The sequence below is a fragment of the Chromobacterium sp. LK1 genome, from assembly GCF_001043555.1.
In the GTDB taxonomy this organism is placed as follows: Bacteria; Pseudomonadota; Gammaproteobacteria; order Burkholderiales; family Chromobacteriaceae; genus Chromobacterium; species Chromobacterium aquaticum.
The window spans coordinates 1-1,036 of record NZ_LDUI01000079.1 but is presented as its reverse complement, the minus strand read 5'-3'; the positions used below and the strand labels follow the sequence as shown (position 1 = coordinate 1,036).

Sequence of the window (1,036 nt, the reverse complement as noted above, 5' to 3'; positions counted from 1 at the left end):
GATGAATTGATGGCCCCAGCCAGCGCCGGCGCTGGGCATCACCACCCGCAGCCAGCAGGAGGATTTGTCGTCCATGCCCGCACCAATGCTGGGGTGTTCGTCTGGCCGCTGCCAGTGGAACTGCACCTTGATGCGGCCGTGCTGGTCGGTGTGGACTTCTTCTCCTTGCGGGCCAACCACGGTGGCGGTCTGCACGCCACGGGACTTGGGCTTGGCCAGTTCGGTGTGGGCGTAGGCCGGGGTCAGCGGCACGCCGCGACGCTGGGCGTCGAAGTCGGCACGGAACGGTTGTGCTTCCTTGCCATCCTGGAAAGCCTTGAGATCCGCCGGCAGGTTGTTGCGCGCGCTTAAAGTCTGGCGGGTGACGACGAATTCGCGCTGTTCGCTGCTGTCGCCGTCGTGAGCCGGGTGTTCGTCCAGGCGGAACCACTGGCCGGCGGCCAGGCCACGTACCGAGCCGCCGCCGCTGAATTGCTTGGCGTTGAGGTCATGCGCCTGCTGGCGCAGCTGGGCGTAGCGGCTGAGCTGGTCGGCGTCGCCGGCGTAGTACAGCGATTGCGGGTCGTAGTCGTGCAAGGACGATTGCAGCGCCTTGCCGTTCTGGCCCTGGTCGATGCGGCTGTCGTCTCCGCTGTGCTGGGTCTGCACCGGCTGGTAATCGAAGCTGGCCAGCGCCACCGCGGCGGGGACGATCTGGCGCTGGGCATTCCACTCGGTCAGGCCGTCCTCGGCCTCGGTGGCGTCGCTGCGGTGGAAACGCACTCGTTCCACGCTGGCCGGCGGCAGGCTATAGGGGTCGTCGAAGGCGACCAATTGCACCTGGGGGGTGTCGCCATCGACATGATCGAAACGCCAGGCATAGCCCTCTTCGTGCAACAGCCGCACGATGAAGTCGTAATCGGATTCTCGGTATTGCAGGCAGTAGCTGCGCGGCGACGCCGGGCCGGTCTTGAACTCCAAGGTCTGCACCCGCGCGAACACCGGGTTGGCCTGCTGATGCTCGGCCAGAATCTGCTTGACGATGTCCGGCACCGAC

General features: G+C 66.1%; 1 protein-coding gene. It reads right to left on the bottom strand.

Annotated features, from left to right (window positions below; translation table 11 throughout):
• The coding region (locus VI26_RS22875; RefSeq protein ID WP_048412057.1) for a type VI secretion system Vgr family protein at nucleotides 1–1,036 on the bottom strand (1,036 nt) is incomplete at both ends.